The following is a 23,800-nucleotide window of genomic DNA, read 5'->3' on the forward strand; positions in this document are numbered from 1 at the left end:
CTGCTCACCGTGATGTGCGTGAGCCTGGTTTTCGCCGCGTTCCGCAACGACAGCGCGATCGAATCGCACCTGGGCACGGCGACCGCGACGGTCGAGTCGGTGGCTTTCGACCGCACGATCATCCAGTACCAGACTCCGGACGGCATCGTGCACAGTCCGCCGACCGGGGTGCTGTATCCGTCGGGTCTCGCCGCCGGTCAGCTCGTGTCGATCGAGTACGACGCGACCAACCCGGAGCTGACCAGGGTCGCCGGTCGGACCGCGACGTTGACGCTGCTGCCGGTGGGGATGACGGTGCTGATCACGTGGCTGGTCGCGGGCCCGCTGCTGTGGTGGCTGCGCCGGCTGATCAAGCGGGACCGGTCCGCTGCTGCTCCGGAGCCGGTGCCCGCGAAGGTGTGAGGTCGGGTCCCGGCAAGGTCCGTGAGGGGAACCTTCACGGACTCTGATTCCCCCAGGGTTCCCCTCACGGACTTCAGGTCCCGACGGTCGTCAGGTACCGACGGTTTCCTGCCACCAGCCGAGTACCTCGTCGGCCACGCCGGGGGCGGCGACCAGCAGCCCGTCCGTAGGCAGTGCGGCGTCCTCGCCGTGTTTGTCCAGTACCACCGCACCCGCCTCGATCGCCATCGCGACTGAGCCTGCGACGTCCCATTCGTGGTAGCTGTGCAACACCGCCGCTGCCGCGTGTCCCAGCGCGACCTGCGCGATCGACAGCGCGGCCGACCCCAGCACCCGCACCCCGGCGTGCGCGGCGGCCGCTCGTTCGATGAACTCGCCCATCCCCGGCCACGGCCCCTTGCGCGCCAGCTCGGTGCAGACGATCGCCCCCGCGGTACCCGTGCGGTCCACCAGCTTCAGCGGTTTCCCGTTCGCGCGAGCGCCGCGTCCGCGAGCGGCGGCGTAGATCTGCGCCCGGTACGGGTCAGCGACCACGCCGACCACGGGGCCGCTCGCGTCGACCAGGGCGAGACTGTAAGCGCACCAAGGCACTCCGGCGACGTAGTTCGCGGTGCCGTCCACCGAGTCGACCACCCAGCGGTACTCCGCGACGTCCGCGCCGTGGTCGGCCCCGAATTCGTGGCCTACCACCGGGATTCCGGGGAACTCCGCGGTCAGCACGCGGCGCGTGTGCCGTTCCAGGATCCGATCGGTGTCGGTGACCCAGTCGAACGGCGAATCCAGCGTCGCCGGGTGCGCCCCGCGGCCGGCGGTCGCGGTGATCACGTCGGTGGCGTCGTTCGCCAGCCGCCCCGCGACCTCGAGCGCTCGGGAGAGCAGCCCGGGTTCGACGGGCCGCGACGGCCTGGAGGACAAGAGGGTCATGCCTGCTTAGTCTGGGTGTTCCTGGTGTCCGGGACACGACCGGAAGATGACATGTCGTGGCGAATTATTCGACGGTCGGCGCCTGAGCGCGGACGCTGCGGAGTGTTTCGCCGCCGTTGGCCGGTCGGTTACGCGGGATTGGCCCGCCCTGCCTGCGGTTTTGCGACAGTGACGGGGTGCGAGTCGCCATAGTCACCGAAAGTTTCCTGCCCCAGGTGAACGGCGTGACGAATTCCGTGCTGCGGGTCGTCGAGCACCTGGTCGAATCCGCACACGACGTGCTGGTCGTCGCGCCGGGGCCGGGGCCGTCGAGTTACCGCGGCGCCCCGGTCGTCCGCATTCCGGCGCTGGACTTCCCCGGCGTGAACTCGCTGCCGATCGGCCTGCCGACGCGCACCGTGCTGACCGCGCTGGCCGAGTTCGGCCCGGACGTCGTGCACCTGGCCTCGCCGTTCGTCGTCGGCGCGCGCGGGCTCGCCGCGGCCAGACGGCTGCGCGTGCCGTCGATCGCGGTCTACCAGACCGACATCGCCGGGTTCGCCACGTCGTACGGCTTCGGCATCGGCGCGCGGGCGGCCTGGCGCTGGGTGCGCCGCCTGCACTCGCGGGCCGACCGGACGCTCGCGCCGTCCTCGGACTCGATCGAACAGCTGAAGTTGCACGGGGTTCCGCGCGTGCACCGCTGGGCGCGCGGCGTCGACATCAGCCGGTTTTCCCCGGCGCACGCGGACCCGGCGTTGCGCGCGGAACTCGCGCCGAACGGCGAGCTGCTGGTCGGGTTCGTCGGACGCCTCGCGCCGGAGAAGGAGGTCGACCGGCTGACAATGCTGGCCGGGATGCCGGGCGTGCGCGTAGTCGTGGTCGGTGACGGGCCGGAGCTGCCGACGTTGCGGGAACGGTTGCCTGGCGCGGCTTTCCTGGGCGCGAAGTACGGGGACGAGTTGTCGGTCGCGTACGCGAGCCTTGATGTTTTCGTGCACACCGGGCCGCACGAGACGTTCTGCCAGGCGGTGCAGGAGGCGATGGCTTCGGGGCTGCCGGTGCTCGCGCCGGACGCGGGCGGGCCCAAAGACCTCGTGTTGCCTGGCCGGACTGGGTATCTGCTGCCCGCTGATCGGGAGTCCTTCGGCCCGGCGCTGGTTTCGAAGGTCGACGACCTGCGGGACGCGGCATTACGGGCTCGGTTGGGCGAGAAGGCGCGGAAAGTGGTCTTGGGCCGGACGTGGCCCGCGGTGTGCCGGGAGCTGGTCGGGCACTACGAAGCGGTACAGGGCCGAGTCGCGCGTGCGGCTTGAGCCATGCACATCGTCCAGCTGGCGAACTTCTACGGACCGCGGTCTGGCGGTTTGCGCACTGCGCTGAACCACCTCGGCGCGGGGTACGTCGCCAGCGGGCACCGGGTGACGCTCGTCGTGCCGGGACGGCGGTACGCGGTGGAAAGCCTGCCGACGGGAGTGTGCCGGTATTCGTTGCCTGCCTTGCAGATTCCGGGCACCGGCGGGTATCGAGCGGTTGATCCGCAGCGGGTACGGACGGTGTTGCGGCGGCTGGAACCGGATCGGCTGGAGGTGTCCGACCGGCTGACGTTGCGGGGGATGGGCGTCTGGGCTCGGCGCAATGGCGTGCCCAGCATGGTCATCTCGCACGAGCGGCTGGATCGGTTGCTGGAGCAGTTTCTCTTGCCGGGAGCGATGGCCCGGCACGTAGCGGATGTCGCGAATCGGCGGATGGCGGCGTCGTACGACACCGTGGTTTGCACTACTGCCTTTGCGCACGCGGAGTTCGAGCGAATTGCCGCGCCTAACGTCCGGCGGGTGCCGCTGGGAGTGGATCTGGCTACCTTCGCGCCGTCGATGCGTGATTCCGGATGGCGGCTGGCGTTGGCCGGTGGCGCTGACGCGTTGATCGTCCATTGTGGGCGATTGTCACCGGAGAAACACGTTGAGCGGAGCGTGGATACGGTCGCCGAGCTGACTGAGTCCGGTGCGCGGGTGCGGTTGGTCATCGCTGGCGATGGGCCTCGGCGGCGGGCTTTGGAACGGCGGGCTCGGGGATTGCCGGTGACGTTCCTTGGCTTCTTGGCCGGACGAGGCGAGGTAGCTCGGTTACTGGCCAGTGCGGATGTTTCTCTGGCTCCCGGGCCGCATGAGACGTTCGGATTGGCGGCCTTGGAGGCGCTCGCTTCGGGGACGCCGGTGGTGGTTTCGGCGTCGTCGGCATTGCGGGAGATCGTACGGCCCGGATGCGGAGCGGCGGTGGACGACGACGCGCCAGCTTTCGCCAGTGCGGTGACCGGCCTGCTGGACAGCCCGGAGGAGATCCGGCGGGCGGCTGCGCGGGCGCGGGCGGAGGAATTCGCCTGGCCGACCTCGGTACGCGGGATGCTCGCCGCCCTCGGCTGACCAAGGTCCGTGAAGGACTCCTTGAGGGAATCAGATTCCCTCAAGGAGTCCTTCACGGACAACTAGGTGCGGTAGCCGGGGTGGACGCCGGGCGTTAGGCCGCGGTCCTCGGCGACGCGACCGAGCAGGTCGCGCAGCAGCGAACGTTCCTCTGTGGACAGTGCCGCCATCAGCTCGTCTTCGTGTGCTGCGGCGGCTTTTGCCAGTTCGGCCATCGTTTCTTGGCCTTTGTCGCTCAGGAAGACCGCGTAGAGACGGCGGTCTTGCGGGTTGCGGCGGCGTTCGATCAGGCCCTGCTGCTCCAAGCCGTCGACCAAAGCGACCAGCCGGGTCGGCGGCGTGCCCAACTCGGCGGCCAGGACCTGCTGGCTTTCGCCGGGCCGCCGCGCGATCGCTCGGAGCAGTCCGGTCTGGGGCGGGGTCAAGCCGAGGTCCGCGACCCGCTCGGCGAAGCGCTGGGTCGCGTGTGCGCCCAGTTGGGCCAGCAGGAAGGCGCTGCCGACCGTCGGGGGTCCTTGCATGCCCTGAACCGTATCGCTTGACAATCCATTACACCAGTGTAATCGTTCAATCAGTGAAACTAATTGACCTGGAGGTTTGCCATGACGACCATGACTAGACAGCAGGGCGGCCCGCCGTTGCTGGCACCGGCGCTGGCATTCGGGGCGCTGACGATCGCGTCAGGGGTGCTGGGTGCGTCGGGGACCCGGCCGGATTCCAGCGCGGCTGAGGTCGCCGCGTATATCGGCGGCCACCAGGGCGTCGTGCAGCTGCTCGCGTTCGCGGTGTTCGGCGCTTCGGTTCCGCTGGCGGTCTGGGCGGCGACGGCCTATCGCAGACAGCGGCGGCTCGGCGTAGCTGCGCCGGGGGCGGTGATCGGACTCACCGGTGGCGTGCTGTCCGCGGCCGCGCTCGCGATGAGCGGGCTGATCACCTGGACCGCCGCGCAGGCCAGCGAGACGCCTGCGGTGGCGCGGGCGTTGACCAGCCTCGCGTTCGCGTCCGGCGGGCCGGGGTTCGTGGTGCCGCTGGCGCTGCTGATCGCCGGGATCGCGGTGCCCGCGCTGTTCCTGAACCTCTTGCCGCGCTGGCTGTCCGTCGCCGGGCTAGTGGTCGCCGCGGCCGCGGTCCTCGCCTCGTTGTCCTTGCTGACTCCGGCGCTGTATCCGCTGATCCCGGTCGGCCGGTTCGGCGGGCTCGGCTGGCTGGTCGCCGCCAGCGTCCTGCTCCCGCGCGACCGTCCGGCGCGGACGGACTAATCTCGAACCCATGCCCCGAGCGAGCCTGGACAAGGATCCGCACGAAGTCGCCGCGATGTTCGACGGCGTCGCGTCCGGTTACGACCGGGCGAACTCGTTCATGACGTTCGGGTTCGACCGGCGCTGGCGCACCACCACGGCTCGCGTGCTGGACGCCAAACCGGGGGAGAAGGTGCTCGACCTGGCGGCGGGCACCGGGGTGTCCACCGTCGAGTACGCGCGCGGCGGAGCCTGGTGCCTCGCCGCCGACTTCTCCTTCGGGATGCTCAAGGCCGGGCTGCACCGGAACGTGCCGATGGTCGCCGCGGACGCGATGTGCCTCCCGTTCGCCGACGACAGCTTCGACGCCGTCACGATCTCGCTCGCGCTGCGGAACTTCGTCGACACCAAGGGCGCGCTCGCGGAGATCCTGCGCGTGGTCAAACCGGGCGGCCGGCTGGTGATCTGCGAGGTGTCGACGCCGTCGTTCGCCCCGATCCGGTTCGTCTACCGGCGGTTCGTCCTCAAGCTGCTCACCTGGGTCGGCAGCCGGTCCTCGACGAACCCCGAGGCCTACTCCTACCTGGCCGAATCGATGCTCGCCTGGCCCGATCAGCGCGGGCTCGGCGAGATCATCGCGAGCGCCGGATGGACCGAGGTCGAATGGCTGAACCTCACATTCGGCGTCGTCGCGATCCACCGGGCGCGCAAGCCTGCCTAAACTCAGGCTTATGACGACTTCGCGCCGCAGCCCGGACCACGACGCCGAAGTGATCGTGGTCGGGGCGGGACCGGCTGGTTCGACCGTGGCCACCTACCTCGCCCGGGCTGGGGTGGACGTGTTGCTGCTGGAGAAGACTGTCTTTCCGCGCGAGAAGGTATGCGGGGACGGTCTTACTCCGCGCGGGGTCAAGCAGTTGATCGATCTGGGGCTGGATACCAGTGAAGAGGCCGGGTGGGTCCGGAGTCGGGGGCTGCGGATTCTTACCGGGGATCTGACGTTGGAGTTCGACTGGCCGGACCTCACTGATTACCCGCCGTACGGGGTGTCTCGGACTCGGCATGACTTCGACGACTTGCTCGCTAAGACCGCGGTTAAGGCTGGGGCTCGGTTGTACGAGCGGACCACGGTTACTGGGGCTATTACGAACGCGTCCGGTCGGGTTGTTGGGGTTGAGGCGAAGGTCGGGCCGGAGAAGACTTCCGTTAGTTATCGGGCGCCGTTGGTGCTGGCTTGCGATGGGGTGTCGGCTCGGCTTGCGTTGAGTGTCGGGATCGACAAGAACGAGAAGCGTCCGATGGGGGTCGCGGTTCGGCGGTATTACAAGAGTCCTAAGCATGATGATCCGTTTATTGAGGGTCACCTTGAGCTGTGGGACCGGTCTGATCCTCGGGATCCGAAGCTGCTTCCCGGCTACGGCTGGGCGTTCCCGCTAGGCGACGGGACGGTCAACGTCGGGCTCGGGATGCTGTCGACTTCGGCTTCCTTCCGGAACACCGACTACCGGGCGTTGTTGCGGCAGTGGCTTGACGGGACTCCTGAGGAGTGGGGGTACCGCGAGGAGAACGCCATCGGCAAGGTTGGCGGGGCTGGGTTGCCGATGGGGTTCAATCGGACTCCGCATTACCGCGATGGGTTGCTGTTGCTTGGCGACGCGGGCGGCATGGTGAGCCCGTTCAACGGTGAGGGCATTTCTGCGGCTATGGAGTCGGCGCAGCTTGCGGCTGAGGCTGTGGTGCAGGCGCTGGCTCGGCCCGAAGGTCCGTCGCGGGAGCGGGCGTTGGAGGGGTATCCGCGGGCTGTCGGTGAGCTGATGGGTGGGTATTACCGGCTCGGCAACGTCTTCGCGAAGTTGATTGGGAAGCCGAAGATCATGCACGCGGCTACCAAGTACGGGTTGCGGGTCAACAAGCTTCTTCCCTTGGTGTACAAGGGGCTTTCCGGGTGTTACGACGCTCGTGGGGGCGATGGGGTTGACCGGTTGATCGCGGCGTTGGCTCGGGTTACGCCTCGTCCTCGCTGACGGCTCGTCGCCTGGCGGCGACATTGCGCACGGGTGGGGCCCCACACCCCGAAGCTTGATTGTGCTGACGGTTCGGGGGTGCTTGTCAAGGCGGGAAAGATGCCTTGACAAGCACCCCCGAACCGCAGAGAAGACTTCGTATCGGGGTGCGGGGGAGGGGCTGGGTGCCTCGATAGTTGGGTGCGTCTGTGCGGTTTGGTGGCTTTGATTTGGGCTGTCGTACGGGTTTCTGGTGCTTGGCGTTACCCGGGTGGAGCAATGGGTTGTCCGGCCGGTCAGTGTGATACGTCACAAGATCGAGTCGGCCTGGGGTGCTGGCGCGGTTCTTGAATTGGCCTTTACCGCTGGTCTCGCCATTGCGGGCGGGGGTGGGCCTGGGGAATGCCCCGCTCAAGTTAGGGCTGCCTTAGTCCGCAACCCCTCGGGACAAGAGTGTGACTCACGTCCTACACTCCCCCCATGCTTTGTGAATCGCTTCACAACCGCGACGCGTCGCTTGTGAACTATTTCACAAGCAGGTGGTGGGTCGGACACGGGCCGTAAGGGCGCCCTGACCCTCGGCGGTGTGACCCAGCTCCCTTAGGGTGCGCAACCGAGGACTCGGACCACCAACCGAGAACAACCGCAGCGGCGCGGAAAGGATGGCGAAGACCCCGTGCTGATGGTGCCCGTGCTGGCGCAGGCCGATCCCGGACCGGCGGCGCCCGGACTGAACGTGTATCTGCCGCTCGTCCTGCTTTTCGTGCTCGCGGCGGGGTTCGCCGTGTTCTCCGTGCTGCTGGGTCCGCTCGTCGGGCCGAAGCGGTACAACCGCGCGAAGACCGCGGCGTACGAGTGCGGCATCGAACCGTCGCCGCAGCCGCTCGTCGGCGGCGGCCGGATGCCGGTGGCCTACTACATCACGGCCATGCTCTTCATCCTGTTCGACATCGAGATGGTGTTCCTCTACCCGTTCGCGGTGAACGCCAACGCTCTCGGGGTGTTCGGCCTGGTGGAGATCGTGCTGTTCATCGTGACGGTCGGGTTCGCGTACGCCTACGTGTGGCGGCGCGGCGGCCTGGATTGGAACTGAACCCATGGGCCTGGAAGAAAAACTCCCCAACGGCATTCTGCTGGCCAGCCTCGAGGGACTGGTCAACTGGGCACGCAAGAACTCGCTGTGGCCGGCGACCTTCGGGCTCGCCTGCTGCGCGTTCGAGATGATGTCGGTCGGCGGTTCGCGCTACGACATCGCGCGGTTTGGCATGGAGCGGTTCTCCGCCACTCCGCGGCAGGCCGACTTGATGATCGTGGCCGGCCGGGTGACCCAGAAGATGGCCCCGGTGCTGCGCCAGATCTACGACCAGATGGCCGAGCCCAAGTGGGTCCTCTCCATGGGCGTCTGCGCCTCGTCCGGCGGGATGTTCAACAACTACGCCGTCGTGCAGGGCGTCGACCACATCGTGCCGGTCGACATGTACCTGCCTGGTTGCCCGCCGCGGCCGGAGATGCTGCTCGACGCGATCCTCAAGCTGCACGCCAAGATCCAGGACGAGCCGATCAACGCCCGCCGCGCCGCGATCCGCGCGGCCAGCGGGGCCCGTACCGAGCTGATCCCGTCCTCGATCAAGTACGCGAAGAAGTGAGCACCGGTGCCTGAGAACCCCGAAGAGACTCCCGAAACCGGCGGCCCGCAGTCCAGCGCGGAGCGGCCCGAAGCCGGCCTGGAAGCGCACGGGCCCGGAGCGGCCGAACCGGTCGTCGCCGGACGCGAGCGCAAGGGCATGTTCGGTGTCCGCGGCAGCGGGGACACCTCCGGTTACGGCGGCCTGCGGCTGCCCGCGTACAGCCCGCCGCCCGCGGAGCGCCCGTACGGCGGCTGGTTCGACGAGTTCGCCGACGAGTTCATGGCGGCGTTGGCGGACAACGACATCCCGGCGTCGGCGATCCTCCAGACCACTGTGGACCGCGGCGAGATCACCTTCTACGTCAGCCGCGAGCACCTCGTCGACATCGCGAAGGTGCTGCGCAACGACCCGGGCCTGCGGTTCGAAATGCTGCTGGCGGTCACCGGCGTCGACTACGGCGTGGACGTCCCGCAGCGGATGCACACGGTCTACAACTTCCTGTCGATGACCTACCGCCGCCGGATCCGCCTCGAAATCACCATGGACATGGACAACCTGCACGTCCCGTCCCTGGTCCCGGTGTACGCGACGGCGGACTGGCACGAGCGCGAGGCCTACGACATGTTCGGCATCGTCTTCGACGGCCACCCCGGGCTGACCCGCATCTTCATGCCGGACGACTGGGACGGCTTCCCCCAGCGCAAGGACTACCCGCTCGGCGGGATCCCGGTCGAATACAAGGGCGCGGAAATCCCGCCGCCGGACCAGCGGAGGTCGTACTCGTGACCATCAACGACGAAGCGACGGAAGCCGAGTACGCGGAAGTCCGGGACACCACCGAAGGCCCCGTCTACCACGTCTCCGGCGGAGACTGGGACGAAGTTCTCGGCGACGCCCAGCACGACGACCGCATGGTCATCAACATGGGCCCGCAGCACCCGTCCACGCACGGCGTGCTCCGGCTCGTGCTGGAACTGGAAGGCGAGACGGTCACGCAATTGCGCGCGGTCGTCGGCTACCTGCACACCGGTATCGAGAAGAGCGCGGAGTTCCGCAACTGGACCCAGGGCGTCACCTTCGTGACGCGCGCGGACTACCTCGCCCCGCTGTCGAACGAGATGGCCTACTGCCTCGGCGTCGAGAAGCTGCTGGGCATCAAGGCCCCGCCGCGCGCGGAGATCCTGCGGGTGCTTCTCCTCGAACTCAACCGGATCACCTCGCACCTGGTGTTCATCGCGACCGGCGGCATGGACCTCGGCGCCACCACCGCGATGACGCTCGGCTTCCGCGAGCGCGAAGAAGCCATGCACCTGCTGGAGTACCTGACCGGCCTGCGGATGAACCACGCGTTCATCCGGCCCGGCGGGCTCGCCCAGGACCTGCCGGAGGACTGGGCCGAGAAGGTCCTCGACTTCTGCAAGCTCATGGACAAGCGGCTTCCGCTGTACGACAAGATGTTCAGCGGCCAGCCGATCTGGCGCAACCGGCTCAAGGACGTCGGCGTGCTGCCGCTCGACGCGTGCCTCGAACTCGGCGTCACCGGCCCGGTGCTGCGAGCCGCGGGCCTGCCGTGGGACCTGCGCAAGACCGAGCCGTACTCGCGCTACGACGAACTCGAGTTCGACATCCCGACCTCGACCGACGCGGACAGCTGGGCGCGGTACCTGCTGCGGCTGGAGGAAATCCACCAGAGCCTGCGGATCATGAAGCAGGTCGCGAAGATGGCCGAGCCGGGCCCGGTCATGGTGGAGGACAAGAAGGTCGCCTGGCCCGCGCAGCTGTCCATCGGCAGCGACGGCATGGGCAACTCGCTCGCCCACGTCAAGAAGATCATGGGCCAGTCGATGGAATCCCTGATCCACCACTTCAAGCTCGTCACCGAGGGCTTCCACGTGCCGCCGGGCCAGGTCTACGCGGCCGTCGAATCGCCGCGCGGCGAGATCGGCGCGCACCTGGTGTCCGACGGCGGCACCCGCCCGCTGCGCGTGCACCTGCGGGAGCCGAGTTTCGTGAACATGCAGGCGATGCCCGCGATGGCCGAGGGCGGCCTGGTCGCCGACCTGGTCGTCGTGATCGCCTCGATCGACCCGGTTCTGGGGGGAGTTGACCGATGACGAACCCGACTGCAGTCCCGGAGCCGGGTCCGCACGACGCGACGAAGACGTACGCCGCGGCGGGCCCGGACACCGATGTCGCGGCGATCGCGCCCGACCCGGCGGTCGCCGAGGGAATCCTCGCCGACCGGCCGGCGGCGGACGTCTTCGACGCCGACACGCACCGCGAGGCGAAGGAAATCATCGCCCGGTACCCGATGTCGCGGTCGGCGCTGCTGCCGATGCTGCACCTCGTGCAGTCGGTGCAGGGCTACGTGAGCCAGGAAGGCATCGCCTTCTGCGCACAGCACCTCGACCTGACCGACGCCGAGGTCAGCGCGGTCGCGACGTTCTACACCATGTACAAGCGCCGCCCGTGCGGCGAGCACTTGGTGAGCGTCTGCACCAACACGCTGTGCGCGGCGCTGGGCGGCGACGACATCTACAAGAAGCTTCAGACGCACCTCGGTTCGGCGGAAAAGCCGCTGGGGCACGAGGAAACCTCGGGCACGCCGGGCGAGGCCGGCTCGATCACCTTGGAGCACGTGGAATGTCTCGCCGCGTGCGACCTCGGGCCGGTGCTCCAGGTGAATTACGAGTACTTCGACAACCAGACGCCGGAGCAGGCGGTCGCGCTCGTGGACGCGTTGCAGGCAGGCAAAAAGCCCGCCCCGACGCGCGGTGCGGCGCTGACTGACTTCAAGGGCGCGGAGCGGCAGCTCGCCGGGTTCTGGCCGGAGGACGACGCCACCTACCGCAGCGCGGTGGACGGTCCGTCGCAGGCGGTCGAGACCCTGCGCGGCGCGCAGATCGCCGCTGACCGCGGCTGGTCCGCTCCCGGTGCGCAGGATGTTCCGCTTCCTGCTGTGCCTAATAAAGAGGGGGAGAAGAAGTAATGGCTGATCCCATCACTCCGGTCCTCACGAAACGCTGGCTGTCCCCGGAATCCTGGCGCATCGAGACCTACGAAGCGCTCGAGGGCTACACCGCGGCACGCAAGGCGCTGGCCGCCACGCCCGAACAGCTCGTCCAGGTGGTCAAGGACTCCGGTCTGCGCGGCCGCGGCGGCGCGGGCTTCCCGGCGGGCGTGAAGTGGTCGTTCATGCCGCCCAACGAGGACAAGCCGCACTACCTGGTGATCAACGCCGACGAGGGCGAACCCGGGACCTGCAAAGACATTCCGCTGATGATGGCGGACCCGCACTCGCTGCTCGAGGGCTGCATCATCGCCTCGTACGCGATGCGGTCGCACCACTGCTTCATCTACGTCCGGGGCGAGGCGCTGCACTGCATCCGCCGGCTCAACGCGGCCGCGCGCGAGGCGTACGCGAAGGGCTACCTCGGCAAGAACATCTTCGGCAGCGGCTGGGACCTCGAGCTGACTGTGCACGCCGGAGCCGGCGCGTACATCTGCGGCGAGGAAACGGCGCTGCTCGACTCGCTCGAAGGCCGCCGCGGCCAGCCCCGGCTCAAGCCGCCGTTCCCCGCCGCCGCCGGCCTGTACGCCGCGCCGACGACGGTGAACAACGTCGAGACCATCGCGAGCGCGTCGTACATCATCAACGCCGGTTCGTCGTGGTTCCGCGAGATGGGCCGCGAGAAGTCGCCCGGTCCGAAGATCTACTCGATCTCCGGCCACGTCGAGAAGCCCGGCCAGTACGAATGCCCGCTCGGCACCACGCTGCGCGAACTGCTGGAGCTGGCCGGCGGCATGAAGGACGGCATCCCGCTCAAGTTCTGGACGCCGGGCGGCTCGTCGACGCCGATGTTCACCGCCGAGCACCTCGACGTCCCGCTCGACTTCGAGGGCGCGGCCGAGGCCGGCTCGATGCTCGGCACCACCGCGGTGCAGGTCTTCAACGAGACCGTTTCGGTGCCGTGGGCCGTCATGAAGTGGACGCAGTTCTACGAGCACGAGTCCTGCGGCAAGTGCACCCCGTGCCGCGAGGGCACGTACTGGCTGGCGCAGATCCTCGAGCGGATGGTCGAGGGGCACGGCACCGAAGAGGACATCGACACCCTGCTGGACGTGTGCGACAACATCTTCGGCCGCTCGTTCTGCGCGCTCGGCGACGGCGCGGTGTCGCCGATCCAGAGCGGCATCAAGTACTTCCGGGACGAGTTCCTGGCCCTGTGTGAAAGCGCTAAGCGAGAACTGGTGGGAGCGCAGGCATGACGATCGCGCCCGACAAGCCCGAGACGGCTGAAACGCCGGTCCCCGAGGGTTACGTCAAGCTGACCATCGACGGCGAAGAGGTCATCGCGCCCAAGGGCGAGTTGCTGATCCGCACCGCCGAGCGGCTCGGCACGAGCATTCCGCGGTTCTGCGACCACCCGTTGCTCGACCCGGCGGGCGCGTGCCGCCAGTGCCTGGTCGAGGTCGAAATGGGCGGCCGTCCGATGCCGAAGCCGCAGGCCTCGTGCACGATGACGGTCGCCGACGGCATGGTGGTCAAGACCCAGCTCACCTCGCCGGTCGCGGACAAGGCGCAGCAGGGCGTGATGGAGCTGCTGCTCATCAACCACCCGCTCGACTGCCCGATCTGCGACAAGGGCGGCGAGTGCCCGCTGCAGAACCAGGCGCTCGCGCACGGCCGCGCGGAATCGCGGTTCGTCGACACGAAGCGCACGTTTCCGAAGCCGCTGCCGATCTCGTCGCAGGTGCTGCTCGACCGGGAGCGCTGCGTGCTGTGCCAGCGCTGCACGCGGTTCTCCGACCAGGTGGCCGGGGACCCGTTCATCGCACTGCTCGAACGCGGCGCGCACCAGCAGATCGGCACCGCGGAAACCGCCGACGTGCTGGATCTGGCCTCCCGCACCACCAGCGGCGAACCGTTCCAGAGCTACTTCTCCGGCAACGTGATCCAGATCTGCCCGGTCGGCGCGCTCACCAGCGCGGCGTACCGATTCCGGTCGCGGCCGTTCGACCTGGTCTCGTCGCCGAGCGTGTGCGAGCACTGCTCGTCCGGCTGCGCCGAGCGCACCGACTTCCGGCGCGGCAAGGTCCAGCGCAAGCTGGCCGGCGACGACCCGGAGGTGAACGAGGAATGGCTGTGCGACAAGGGCCGCTTCGCGTTCCGCTACGTGCAGGCCGGTGACCGGATCCGTCGTCCGCTCGTCCGCAACGAGCACGGCGAGCTGGAGGAAGCGTCCTGGACCGACGCGCTCCGGACCGCCTCGGCCGGGCTGCTGAAGGCCCGCGACGGCAAGGGCGCCGCGGTGCTCACCGGTGGCCGGCTGACCGTCGAGGACGCTTACGCGTACTCGAAGTTCGCCCGGCTTGCCTTGCGCACCAACGACATCGACTTCCGCACCCGCGCGCACTCGGACGAGGAGCTGGCGTTCCTCGGTTCGACGGTCGTGGGCACCACGCCGGAAACCGGCGTGACGTTCGGCGAGATCGAGCGGGCCAAGACGGTGCTGTGCGTGGCGTTCGAGCCCGAGGACGAAGCGCCGATCGTGTTCCTGCGACTGCGCAAGGCGGCCCGCAAGAACCGCACCCGCGTTGTCCACTTGGGACAGTGGACGACCTCCTCGGTGCGCAAGACCTTCGGCGAACTGCTGGCCTGCGTTCCCGGCGGCGAGGCGGCCGCGGTGGACGGCATCGCGCAGCACGCGGCCGACGTCGACACCGCGCTCAGCGGCGAAGGCGCGGTGATCCTGGTCGGCGAGCGGGCCGCCGAGATCCCCGGCCTGTTCTCCGCGCTGCTGCGGCTCACCGCCCGCACCGGAGCCCGGCTGGCGTGGATCCCGCGCCGCGCGGGCGACCGGGGCGCGCTCGAAACCGGTTGTGTGCCAACGCTTCTGCCCGGCGGCCGCTCGGTCGCCGACGACGCGGCTCGCGCCGAGGTCGGCAAGCAGTGGGGCGCCGAGCTTCCGGCCGAACCGGGCCGCGACGTCACCGGCATCCTCCAGGCCGCTTCCGGCGGACAGCTGGACGCGCTGGTGGTCGGCGGCGTCGACCCCAACGACCTGCCGGACCCGGACCTGGCCCGCCGCGCGCTCGACAACGTCGGGTTCGTAGTCAGCCTGGAACTGCGGGCGAGCGAGGTCACCGAACGGGCCGACGTGGTCCTGCCGATCGCCCCGGCGGTCGAGAAGTCCGGCAGCTACCTCAACTGGGAGGGCCGCCGCCGCGACTTCGACACCACGCTGGAGGGCACCGGTTCCCTCTCGGACGGCCGGGTGCTCGACACCCTGGCGGTCGAGATGGACGCCGACCTGTTCACCCAGACCCCGGCCGCCGCCGCGGGCGACTTCGCGAAGCTCGCGCCGGTCGCCCCCTCGGTGACCGCGCCGTCGGTGGCCGCCGCCGCGGCCCCGGTCCCGAACGGCAAGGCAGTGCTCGCCACCTGGCGGCAGCTGATCGACAACGGCTCGCTGCAGGACGACGAACCGCACCTCAAGGGCACCCAGCGGCCGCCCGTCGCGCGGCTTTCGGCGAAGACCGCCGAAAGCGTCGGCGGAACGGTCCGGGTGTCGAACGAGCGCGGGTCGATCACCCTGCCGGTCGAGGTCGCCGACCTGCCGGACGGCGTGGTGTGGCTGCCCGGCAACTCCGACGGCTCGGCCGTCCGCGCCGCACTCGCCGCCGGACACGGCGCGCTCGTGCAGATCTCCGGAGGTGACCAGTGAGCCCGCAGCTCACGCAGTTCCTCGCCGCGTACCCGGACGCCGCGGAACGGGCTCGGCTGATCGCCGACGACCCGTGGTGGCTCGTCCTGCTCAAGGCGGTCGTGGTCCTCCTGATCGGGCCGGTCCTGACGATCTTCCTGATCGTGTGGGAGCGCAAGGCGATCGGCCGGATGCAGAACCGGCCCGGCCCCAACCGGGTCGGCCCCGGCGGCTACCTGCAGTCGCTCGCCGACGCGGTCAAGCTCCCGTTCAAGGAGCAGATCATCCCGGACACGGCCGACCGCAAGGTGTACTTCCTCGCGCCGGTGCTGTCCGCGGTCCCCGCGCTGATCGCGCTGTCGGCCATCCCGTTCGGCCCGGTCGTCTCGATCTTCGGCCACCGCACGGTGCTGCAGCTGATGGACCTCCCGGTCGGCGTGCTGGTGATCCTCGCCTGCTCGTCGGTCGGCGTGTACGGCATCGTGCTGGCGGGCTGGGCTTCCGGCTCGCCGTACCCGCTCTTCGGCGGCATGCGCTCGGCGGCGCAGGTGATCTCCTACGAGATCGCGATGGGCCTCTCGATCGTCGCGGTGATCCTGTACTCCGGTTCGCTGCAGACGTCGGAGATCGTGCAGGCGCAGGCGCACGGCTGGTACTTCTACATGCTGATCCCGAGCTTCGTGATCTACGTGATCTCGATGGTCGGCGAGACGAACCGCGCGCCGTTCGACCTCCCGGAGGCCGAATCCGAACTGGTCGGCGGCTTCCACACCGAGTACAGCTCGATGAAGTTCGCGATGTTCTTCCTCGCCGAGTACGTCAACATGGTGATCGTCTCGGCGTTCTGCACCACGCTGTTCCTCGGCGGCTGGCGGTTCCCGTTCGTCGGCGACGATTCGCCGTTGAACCAGAACTGGTGGCCGATCCTCTGGTTCTTCGCCAAGACCTTCGTCCTGCTGTTCGGCTTCATCTGGCTGCGCGGCACGCTGCCCCGGCTGCGCTACGACCAGTTCATGCGGCTGGGCTGGAAGGTCCTGGTCCCGGTCAACCTGGTGTGGATCGTGGTCGTGGTCGCGATCAAGACGATCCAGTGGAGCTGGCCGCAGATCCTCGTCGGGGTCGGCATCGTGCTGGTGGTGCTCGTGCTGCTGAGCCTCGCGCTGCCGGACAAGAAGCTGCCCGAATCGGACTACGTGGACCTGGCCGGAAGCGGCTACCCGCTGCCGCCGCTGGACCTGCGGGTCCCGGACGCGACGCCGCGGCAGAAGGCGCTGGCCAAGGCGGAGGCGAAGGCCGCGCGGCGCAAGCCGGCCGGCGTCACCGCCGCGGCCGCACAGGAAGGAACGGAAGATGGCGGCAACTGACTTCCTCAATCCCATCAAGGGATTCGGCGTCACCTTCGGGATGATGTTCAAGAAGGTCGCGACCGAGGAGTACCCCGAGGCGGGCGCTCCGGCCGCGCCGCGCTACCACGGCCGCCACCAGCTCAACCGGCATCCGGACGGGCTGGAGAAGTGCGTCGGCTGCGAGCTGTGCGCGTGGGCGTGCCCGGCGGACGCGATTTTCGTCGAGGGCGGCAACAACACCGACGAAGAGCGGTACTCGCCGGGCGAGCGGTACGGCGCGGACTACCAGATCAACTACCTGCGCTGCATCGGCTGCGGCCTGTGCATCGAGGCGTGCCCGACCCGGTCGCTCACCATGACCAACTTCTACGAGATGGCCGACGACGACCGGCAGCGGCTCATCTACACCAAGGAAGACCTGCTCGCCCCGCTGCTGCCGGGCATGGAGCAGCCGCCGCACCCGATGCGGCTCGGCGACAACGAGCAGGACTACTACGTGAACGGTCCCGAGCTGGCCGCAGGGGTCGTGAGCGGCGATGCCGGTTCTAACCGGGATCAGCACTCACGAGGTGCGACGGAGGCGGCTCAGTGACCCTCTCCGCGCTGCTTCCCCTTCTCGCGCAGGCCCCGGCGTCCGGCGTCAACGCGTCCGTGACGACCGGCGAGGCCATCGCGTTCTGGATCCTCGGCCCGCTCTCGCTGCTGGGCGCGCTCGGGATGATCTTCTCCCGCAACGCCGTGCACTCGGCGCTGTGGCTGGTGCTCACGATGCTGACGCTGGGCGCGTTGTACATGACGCAGTCCGCGCCGTTCCTCGGGTTCACCCAGATCATCGTCTACACCGGCGCGATCATGATGCTGTTCCTGTTCGTGCTGATGCTGGTCGGCCGGGACAGCTCGGACTCGGTGGTCGAAGTGCTGCGCGGGCAACGGCTCGCCGCGGGCGTGCTCGGCATCGGGCTCGCCGCCTTGATCGCCGCGGGCGTGTTCCGCGCGATGGTGAACGTGACCCCGGCGCAGCCGCTCGACCCGTACCAGCCGACCGGCGGCGGTCCCGGCGGTCTGGGCAGGCTGATCTTCACCCAGTACCTGTTCCCGTTCGAGCTGACCTCGGCGCTGCTGATCACCGCCGCGCTCGGCGCGATGGTGCTGGCCTTCACCGGCCGCAGCGGCAAGACCAAGCTCTCCCAGCGCGAACTGGTCAAGCTGCGCTTCCGCGGCGAGCACGACCGCCCGTCGCCGCTGCCCGGTCCCGGCGTGTTCGCCACCGCCAGTTCGGTGTCGACCCCGGCGCTGCTGCCGGACGGTTCGGTCGCGCCGGAGTCGCTGTCGGAGATCATCGAGTCCACCTCGGCGATCCGGCTCATGCGCGAGCGCAAGCTCATCGCGGACGAGGGCCCGAAGCCCGACGCGCACGCACTGGTCGGCGGAGCCGAAAAGGCCGAGCCCGCCGAGGAAGAAGAAGGGGAAGGAAAGTGACCCCGAGCTACTACCTGCTGCTGTCCGCGCTGCTGTTCTGCATCGGCGCGGTGGGCGTGCTGGTCCGCCGCAACGCGATCGTCGTGTTCATGTGCATCGAGCTGATGCTGAACGCGGTGAACCTGACCCTGGTCACCTTCGCCCGCATCAACGGCGGGCTGCACGGCCAGGTGATGGCGTTCTTCGTGATGGTGGTCGCGGCCGCCGAGGTCGTGGTGGGGCTGGCGATCATCATGGCGATCTTCCGCACCCGCCGCTCGGCTTCGGTCGACGACACGAACCTGCTGAAGTACTGAGGGAGACGACCGAGTGACCGCATCATCGTGGCTGCTGGTGGCCCTTCCCGCCCTCGGCGCCCTCGTCCTGCTGCTATCCGGGAAACGCGCGAAGGCGTGGGGGCACCTGCTCGGCTGTGCCACCGTCACGCTCGCCTTCGTGTACGCCGTGATCCTGTTCTTCTCCACCGACAGCCACTCGGTCACCGACACCAAGATCTACTCCTGGATCCCGGTGACCCAGCTGCAAGTGGACTTCGGGCTGCGCATCGACGCGCTGTCGCTGACGTTCGTGCTGCTGATCACCGGCGTCGGCATGCTGATCCACTTCTATTCGATCGGCTACATGGCCGACGACGAGGGCCGGTACCGGTTCTTCGCGTACCTGAACCTGTTCGTCGCCTCGATGCTGATCCTGGTGCTGGGCAACAGCTTCGTGACGCTGTACCTCGGCTGGGAGGGCGTGGGTCTCGCCTCGTACCTGCTGATCGGCTGGTATCAGAACCGCCCGTCCGCGGCGACCGCGGCGAAGAAGGCGTTCCTGATGAACCGCGTCGGCGACGTCGGGCTCGCGCTGGCGATCTTCCTGATGTTCAAGTACGTCGGGTCGACCGGCTACGCGCAGGTCTTCGAGGGCGTCGCGCAGGGCAAGATCCCGCCGGGCGCGATCACCGCCATCGCGATCCTGCTGCTGCTGGGCGCGTGCGGTAAATCCGGCCAGTTCCCGCTGCAGGCCTGGCTTCCGGACGCGATGGAGGGCCCGACCCCGGTGTCGGCGCTCATCCACGCGGCGACGATGGTCACCGCGGGCGTGTACCTGGTGGCCCGCTCCAACGTCATCTTCACCGCGACGCCGGACGGACGTCTGGTCGTCACTCTGGTCGGCGCGGTCACGCTGCTGCTCGGGTGCGTCGTCGGCTGTGCCTACGACGACATCAAGAAGGTGCTCGCGTACTCGACGGTCAGCCAGATCGGCTACATGATGCTGGCGGTCGGCCTCGGGCCGGGCATCTACGCGCTCGGCATCATGCACCTGGTGGCGCACGGCTTCTTCAAGGCCGGGCTGTTCCTCGGGGCCGGTTCGGTCATGCACGGCATGAACGACGAGGTCGACATGCGCAAGTTCGGCGGCCTGGCCAAGAAGATGCCGATCACCTTCGTCACCTTCGGCCTCGGCTACCTGGCGATCATCGGCTTCCCGTTCCTCACCGGGTACTACACGAAGGACGCGATCATCGAGGCGGCGTTCGGCCAGGAAGGCTGGCGCGGCTGGGCTTTCGGCCTCGCGACGGTGATCGGCGCCGGGCTCACCGCGTTCTACATGACGCGGCTGATGATGATGACCTTCTTCGGCAAGCAGCGCTGGAAGGACATCAAGAGCACCGACGGACGCGACTTCCACCCGCACGAGTCCAAGCCGATCATGTGGGTCCCGATGGCGATCCTGGCGGTCGGTTCGGTCGGTGCCGGCGCGTTCTTCGCGCTGGGCAACCGGTTCGTCGACTGGCTTTCCCCGGTGGTCGGTCAGTACGCCGAGGCCGAGCACACCCCGATCCCGTCGTGGACGGTCCCGGCGGCGACGCTGGTGCTGGCCGCGCTCGGCGTGCTGCTGGCGGTCTGGCTGTTCCGCCCGTCGCGCGACGTCCCGGTCGAGAAGCCCGAGCGGGTCTCTTGGCCGGTCCGCGCGGCGCGCAAGGACCTGTACGGCAACGCGCTCAACGAAACCCTGGTCGCCCGTCCGGGCACCTGGCTGGCGCGGGCGCTGGTGTACGTGGACAACCGCGGCGTCGACGGCGCGGTGAACGGCCTCGCCGCGGCACTCGGCGGCGGGTCCGGGCGGCTGCGCCGGATGCAGACCGGATTCGTGCGGTCGTACGCGTTGTCCATGCTCGGCGGCACGTTCCTGCTTCTCGCGGCCCTTCTGCTGGTGAGGTTCTCCTGACATGACTTGGCTTCTGGCGCTCATCCTGCTGCCGCTGGCCGGCTCGCTGGTGCTGGCGTTCCTCAAGGGGAACGACCGGGCCGCGGTCGCCACGGCGCTCGCCGTGTCCATTGTGGAGTTCCTGCTGATCATCCCGTTCTGGGCGAGCTATTCGCCCTCGGGCGCGCGCATCCAGCAGGCGACCACGATGGACTGGATCCCGAACTTCGGCATCCACATCTCGTTCGGCACCGACGGCATCTCCCTCATCATGATCGCGGTGATCGCGCTCCTGGTGCCGATCGTCGTGGGCGCGCTCGGGCTCACCGACAAACTGCCCGCGGGCCGCAGCGCTGGCGGGTTCCTGTCGCTGATCCTGCTGCAGGAGGCGATCACGATCGGCGTCTTCGCGGCGACCGACGTGTTCCTCTTCTACGTGCTGTTCGAGATCATGCTGATCCCGATGTACTTCCTGATCGGCGGCTACGGCGGTGCGAACCGGCAGTACGCGGCGGTGAAGTTCTTCCTGTACTCGTTCCTCGGCGGCCTGATCATGCTCGCCTCGGCGATCGGGGCGTACTCGCTGGCCTCGGACAAGCTCGGCAAGGGCACGTTCGACTGGGCCACGCTGGTGACGGTGGTGCGCGACGCGCCGACCGGCACGCAGATCTGGCTGTTCCTCGGCTTCTTCCTCGCGTTCGCGATCAAGGCGCCGCTGGTCCCGTTCCACACCTGGCTGCCGGACGCCGCCGGACAGGCTCCGATCGGCGTCGCGGTGCTGCTGGTCGGCGTGCTGGACAAGGTCGGCACGTTCGGCTTCCTGCGGTACTGCCTGCCGATGTTCCCGCAAGGGAGCAAGGCGCTCGCGCCGCTGGTGCTGATCCTTTCGGTGATCGGCGTGCTGTACGGCTCGATCCTCGCTGCCGGGCAGCGTGACATGAAGCGGTTCATCGCCTATGTGTCGATCGCCCACTTCGGGTTCATCGCGCTGGGCATCTTCACCTTCAACGAGCAGGCGATGGTCGGCTCGGTGTCGTACATGCTGAACCACAGCCTCTCCACCGGGATGCTGATCGTGGTGATCGGCCTGATCGTGATGCGCGGCGGGTCGAGCAAGATCTCGGACTACGGCGGCATGGCGAAGGTGACCCCGCTGCTCGGCGGAATGCTGTTGCTGGCCGGGCTTTCCGCGCTGTCGCTGCCCGGAACCAACTCGTTCATCAGCGAGTTCCTCGTGCTGCTGGGGTCCTTTGTGGACCAGCCGGTGTACACGATCCTCGCGACCGTGGGCATGGTGCTCGCCGCGGCCTACGTGCTGTGGCTGTACCAGCGGATCATGCAAGGCCCGGTCCGCGGTGACGCCCTGGTGGGCGTCGGAGGGGGACCGGGCACCGCGATCGCGCCGGAACTCGGCGCTCGCAAGGCCATTACCGACCTGGGCAAACGCGAGATCGCGATCCTCGCGCCCATGGTCATCCTGATCATCGGACTGGGTTTCTATCCCAAGCCGATGCTCGACACGATCACCCCGTCGGTGCAGGCGACGCTGTCTGCCGTGCAGGGAGGCAAGTAAACCGTGCTCGACATGTTCCTGGCGCAGGCGCCGGCAGCGCCGATCGAAGTGCCTTCGGTCGATTACGCGGCCGTGCTGCCGATGCTGATCGTCTTCGGCGTCGCGTGCATCGGCGTGCTGGTGGAAGCGTTCGCACCGAAGGCGACGCGATGGGGGATCCAGGTCACGATCTCCCTCGTCGCGATCATCGCCGCAGGGGTTTCGCTGATCCTTTACGCGACCGGTTCCACGTCGACGAAGGCAGGCACGACCACCTTCTCCGGCTCGATCTCGGTGGACCGGCCGTCGTTGTTCCTGTGGGGCACGTTGCTGTTGCTCGGCCTCGGCGCGGTCTTCTTGATCGCGGACCGGAAGGTCGAGCCGGGCGGCGCGTTCGTAGCTCAGGCGGCGATTCGGCCGGGCACTGTGCAGGACCGGGCGCAGGCTGCTACCACGTCGCAGACTGAGGTCTTTCCGCTGACGCTGTTCGCGCTTGGCGGGATGATGACGTTCTGCGCGGCCAATGATCTGCTGACGATGTTCATCGCGTTGGAAGTGCTTTCGCTGCCGTTGTATCTCATGTGCGGGTTGGCTCGGCGGCGTCGGCTGATTTCTCAGGAAGCTGCGGTCAAGTACTTCCTGCTTGGTGCGTTCTCGTCAGCGTTCTTCTTGTACGGGCTGGCGTTGCTGTACGGGTACGCGGACTCGGTGAAGTTGGCCGACATCGCGCACGCGGCGGCTGGGTCGGATCGGTCGGACACGTTGTTGTTCGCTGGCCTTGGTCTTCTGGTGGTCGGTTTGCTGTTCAAGGGGTCGGTCGGGCCGTTCCACACTTGGACGCCGGACGTCTACCAGGGTGCGCCTACTCCGGTTACCGGGTTTATGGCTGCTTGCACGAAAGTTGCCGCGTTCGGGGCGATCTTGCGGGTGCTCAGCGTCGGGTTTTCCTCGACGAGCTGGGAGTGGCGCGGGGTTATGTGGGCCGTGGCCATTATTTCGATGGCGCTCGGGGCGATTCTTGGGCTGACGCAGACTGATGTTAAGCGGATGATCGCTTACTCGTCGGTGGCGCATGCTGGGTTCTTGCTCGTTGGTGCCATTGCGATGACTGAGGATGGGTTGTCCAGCACGTTGTTCTACTTGCTGGCGTATGGGTTTACGACGCTTGCGGCCTTTGGGGTGGTGAGCCTCGTGCGGGATTCCAGTGGGGAGGCTACGCATCTTTCCGCCTGGGCTGGGTTGGCTAAGCGGTCGCCGGTTTTGGCTGGGGTGTTTACGTTCCTGTTGCTGGCGTTGGCGGGGATTCCGTTGACCAGCGGGTTTGTTGGGAAGTTTGTGGTGTTTTCGGCGGCGTTGTCGGATGGGATGGCGCCGTTGGTGGTTGTCGCGCTGGTGTTTAGTGCGGTGGCTGCGTTCTTCTATCTGCGGGTCATTGTGTTGATGTACTTCTCGGAGCCTGCTGCTGATGGGCCTACGGTGACTGTGCCTGGTGGGTTTACTACTGCGGCTATTGCTTTGGGTGTTGTGGTTACGTTGGTGCTTGGTGTGTTGCCTGCCTTTGCGTTGGATTGGGCTGGGGCTGGAGGGTTTGCTTCCTAGAGGGTTGCGGCTCGTCGCCTGGTGGCGACATTGCCGTGGGGGTTGCGTGGGGCACCCCGAAGCTGATTGTGACTACGGACGGCGGGTGCTTGTCAAGGCGGGAAAGATGCCTTGACAAGCACCCGCCGTCCGCGTTTTTGGCTTCGTATCGGGGTGCGGGGGTGGTGTGGGTGCCTCGATTGTTGGGTGCACCGGCTGCGGTTTAGGGATCTGGGTGCGCGGGGCTTGGGGTGGGCTGGTCGCGTGGGTGCGCTGGTGAGTCGAGTGCGCGGGTTGCGGTTTAGGACTGGTGGCGGGGGCTGGGAGTGGGATGGACGCGTGGGT

Annotated in this window: 22 protein-coding genes; 20 read left to right on the forward strand and 2 right to left on the reverse strand. The window is 68.0% G+C overall.

Annotation, left to right across the window (positions count from 1 at the left end):
• Positions 1–12: 12 nt before the first annotated feature.
• Positions 13–402 (forward strand): DUF3592 domain-containing protein, encoded by a 390-nt coding sequence (locus D0D37_RS19825; protein ID WP_425266955.1) that lies wholly within the window; start codon positions 13–15, stop codon positions 400–402.
• Between the two features lie 90 nt (positions 403–492).
• Here the strand turns inward: D0D37_RS19825 and D0D37_RS19830 are convergent, their stop codons facing one another.
• Positions 493–1,326 carry an inositol monophosphatase family protein gene (locus D0D37_RS19830; RefSeq protein ID WP_116202048.1) on the reverse strand — a complete coding sequence of 278 codons (834 nt, stop codon included), beginning with the start codon at positions 1,324–1,326 and terminating at the stop codon, positions 493–495.
• Between the two features lie 224 nt (positions 1,327–1,550).
• Between D0D37_RS19830 and D0D37_RS19835 the strand changes: the two genes are divergently transcribed.
• Together D0D37_RS19835 and D0D37_RS19840 are read left to right on the forward strand one after the other, a co-directional pair.
• Complete coding sequence (locus D0D37_RS19835; RefSeq protein WP_279630321.1) at positions 1,551–2,621, forward strand: glycosyltransferase family 4 protein; 1,071 nt, start codon at positions 1,551–1,553, stop codon at positions 2,619–2,621.
• A gap of 3 nt (positions 2,622–2,624) precedes the next feature.
• A complete protein-coding gene (locus tag D0D37_RS19840; RefSeq protein WP_116202050.1) occupies positions 2,625–3,728 on the forward strand; it encodes a glycosyltransferase in 1,104 nt (367 codons plus the stop codon).
• 62 nt (positions 3,729–3,790) lie between these two features.
• Here the strand turns inward: D0D37_RS19840 and D0D37_RS19845 are convergent, their stop codons facing one another.
• Complete coding sequence (locus D0D37_RS19845) at positions 3,791–4,249, reverse strand: MarR family winged helix-turn-helix transcriptional regulator (protein WP_116202051.1); 459 nt, start codon at positions 4,247–4,249, stop codon at positions 3,791–3,793.
• Between the two features lie 81 nt (positions 4,250–4,330).
• On the opposite strand from D0D37_RS19845, the gene D0D37_RS19850 reads away from it, so the two are divergent.
• The 17 genes from D0D37_RS19850 (at position 4,331) to nuoN (ending at position 23,476) form a co-directional block, all read left to right on the forward strand.
• Positions 4,331–4,987, forward strand: coding sequence for a DUF4386 domain-containing protein (locus D0D37_RS19850; RefSeq protein ID WP_116202052.1), 657 nt, complete (start codon positions 4,331–4,333; stop codon positions 4,985–4,987).
• A gap of 10 nt (positions 4,988–4,997) precedes the next feature.
• Complete coding sequence (locus D0D37_RS19855; RefSeq protein WP_116202053.1) at positions 4,998–5,687, forward strand: demethylmenaquinone methyltransferase; 690 nt, start codon at positions 4,998–5,000, stop codon at positions 5,685–5,687.
• 10 nt (positions 5,688–5,697) lie between these two features.
• Complete coding sequence (locus tag D0D37_RS19860) at positions 5,698–6,990, forward strand: geranylgeranyl reductase family protein (protein ID WP_162834339.1); 1,293 nt, start codon at positions 5,698–5,700, stop codon at positions 6,988–6,990.
• Between the two features lie 661 nt (positions 6,991–7,651).
• A complete protein-coding gene (locus D0D37_RS19865) occupies positions 7,652–8,062 on the forward strand; it encodes an NADH-quinone oxidoreductase subunit A (protein ID WP_037818926.1) in 411 nt (136 codons plus the stop codon).
• A 4-nt stretch (positions 8,063–8,066) separates the two neighbouring features.
• On the forward strand, positions 8,067–8,615 hold the full coding sequence (locus D0D37_RS19870) for a NuoB/complex I 20 kDa subunit family protein (protein WP_009072052.1): 549 nt from the start codon (positions 8,067–8,069) through the stop codon (positions 8,613–8,615).
• Positions 8,616–8,621: 6 nt separating this feature from the next.
• Positions 8,622–9,383 (forward strand): NADH-quinone oxidoreductase subunit C, encoded by a 762-nt coding sequence (locus D0D37_RS19875; protein WP_116202054.1) that lies wholly within the window; start codon positions 8,622–8,624, stop codon positions 9,381–9,383.
• Positions 9,380–10,711, forward strand: a complete 1,332-nt coding sequence (locus D0D37_RS19880) for an NADH-quinone oxidoreductase subunit D (protein ID WP_116202055.1) — start codon at positions 9,380–9,382, stop codon at positions 10,709–10,711. Before D0D37_RS19875 ends, D0D37_RS19880 begins: the two co-directional genes overlap by 4 nt.
• The gene (nuoE, locus tag D0D37_RS19885) at positions 10,708–11,586 is read left to right on the forward strand and encodes an NADH-quinone oxidoreductase subunit NuoE (RefSeq protein WP_116202056.1); all 879 of its coding nucleotides are present in this window, start codon (positions 10,708–10,710) and stop codon (positions 11,584–11,586) included. The genes D0D37_RS19880 and nuoE overlap by 4 nt, the downstream gene beginning before the upstream one ends.
• The gene (gene nuoF, locus D0D37_RS19890) at positions 11,586–12,866 is read left to right on the forward strand and encodes an NADH-quinone oxidoreductase subunit NuoF (protein WP_116202057.1); all 1,281 of its coding nucleotides are present in this window, start codon (positions 11,586–11,588) and stop codon (positions 12,864–12,866) included. The genes nuoE and nuoF overlap by 1 nt, the downstream gene beginning before the upstream one ends.
• Complete coding sequence (locus D0D37_RS19895) at positions 12,863–15,325, forward strand: NADH-quinone oxidoreductase subunit G (protein ID WP_116202058.1); 2,463 nt, start codon at positions 12,863–12,865, stop codon at positions 15,323–15,325. Before nuoF ends, D0D37_RS19895 begins: the two co-directional genes overlap by 4 nt.
• Positions 15,322–16,668 carry an NADH-quinone oxidoreductase subunit NuoH gene (gene nuoH, locus D0D37_RS19900; RefSeq protein ID WP_116202059.1) on the forward strand — a complete coding sequence of 449 codons (1,347 nt, stop codon included), beginning with the start codon at positions 15,322–15,324 and terminating at the stop codon, positions 16,666–16,668. Before D0D37_RS19895 ends, nuoH begins: the two co-directional genes overlap by 4 nt.
• Positions 16,655–17,242, forward strand: coding sequence for an NADH-quinone oxidoreductase subunit NuoI (nuoI, locus tag D0D37_RS19905; protein WP_162834340.1), 588 nt, complete (start codon positions 16,655–16,657; stop codon positions 17,240–17,242). Before nuoH ends, nuoI begins: the two co-directional genes overlap by 14 nt.
• Positions 17,239–18,129, forward strand: coding sequence for an NADH-quinone oxidoreductase subunit J (locus D0D37_RS19910; protein WP_244223581.1), 891 nt, complete (start codon positions 17,239–17,241; stop codon positions 18,127–18,129). The genes nuoI and D0D37_RS19910 overlap by 4 nt, the downstream gene beginning before the upstream one ends.
• Complete coding sequence (gene nuoK / locus D0D37_RS19915) at positions 18,126–18,425, forward strand: NADH-quinone oxidoreductase subunit NuoK (RefSeq protein ID WP_033291119.1); 300 nt, start codon at positions 18,126–18,128, stop codon at positions 18,423–18,425. Before D0D37_RS19910 ends, nuoK begins: the two co-directional genes overlap by 4 nt.
• Positions 18,426–18,438: 13 nt before the next feature.
• Entirely contained in the window at positions 18,439–20,346 is a 1,908-nt protein-coding gene (gene nuoL, locus D0D37_RS19920; protein ID WP_116202060.1) for an NADH-quinone oxidoreductase subunit L, read from the forward strand.
• 1 nt (position 20,347) lies between these two features.
• Positions 20,348–21,898 carry an NADH-quinone oxidoreductase subunit M gene (locus D0D37_RS19925; RefSeq protein WP_116202061.1) on the forward strand — a complete coding sequence of 517 codons (1,551 nt, stop codon included), beginning with the start codon at positions 20,348–20,350 and terminating at the stop codon, positions 21,896–21,898.
• Between the two features lie 12 nt (positions 21,899–21,910).
• Entirely contained in the window at positions 21,911–23,476 is a 1,566-nt protein-coding gene (gene nuoN / locus D0D37_RS19930; protein WP_425266956.1) for an NADH-quinone oxidoreductase subunit NuoN, read from the forward strand.
• The last annotated feature ends 324 nt before the right edge of the window (positions 23,477–23,800 follow it).

It is taken from the genome of Amycolatopsis circi (assembly GCF_003385235.1).
Lineage (GTDB): Bacteria > Actinomycetota > Actinomycetes > Mycobacteriales > Pseudonocardiaceae > Amycolatopsis > Amycolatopsis circi.